This is a genomic window from Taklimakanibacter deserti, assembly GCA_003574785.1.
Map to the genome: position 1 here is coordinate 1 of QORU01000083.1, position 542 is coordinate 542.

The window sequence follows — 542 nt, forward strand, 5'->3', positions numbered from 1 at the left end:
GGCCGTGGCCGGCCTGCTGGAAGTCGCCTGGGCGCTGGGGCTGAAGGCCTCCGCCGGCTTCACCCGGCCGCTGCCGAGCGTGCTGACCGTGCTGGCCATGGTGGCCAGCTTCTACCTGCTGGCCCAGGCGATGAAGGTGCTGCCGGTGGGCACCGCCTATGCGGTGTGGGTCGGCATCGGCGCGGTGGGCACCGTGCTGCTGGGCATCCTGATCTACGGGGACAGCGCCTCGCCGCTGCGCCTGCTCAGCCTGGTGCTGATCCTGGCCGGCCTGGTCGGCCTCAAGCTGGCCGGCTGAGGGCGGGGCAGGGGCTGACCTAGGCCTGGCGCTTCATGACCTGGGTGATGATCGGCACCGGGGTCATCAGGTGCTCGCGCATCATGTCGCTGGCGCGCTCCACGTCCCGGGCGAGGATCACCTCCACCAGGGCGGCATGTTCCTGGCGCTTGCGCTCGAGCGCCTGCTCCGAGAAGACCGTCTCGCGCAGCCACAGGTGGCGGTAGCGCTCCACCTGGTCGAACAGGCTCTCGCGCACCTGCAG

The 542-nt window shown here is 71.0% G+C and carries 2 protein-coding genes; one reads left to right on the forward strand and one right to left on the reverse strand.

The features are described 5' to 3' along the window. Positions 1–4 precede the first annotated feature (4 nt). Positions 5–298, forward strand: coding sequence for a quaternary ammonium compound efflux SMR transporter SugE (sugE, locus tag DS839_RS36055; protein ID WP_368912144.1), 294 nt, complete (start codon positions 5–7; stop codon positions 296–298). A 19-nt stretch (positions 299–317) separates the two neighbouring features. On the opposite strand, the gene DS839_RS36060 is transcribed toward sugE, so the two are convergent. After that, positions 318–542 (reverse strand): FCD domain-containing protein (locus tag DS839_RS36060; RefSeq protein WP_119275363.1); only part of this gene is annotated, 225 nt, incomplete at its 5' end.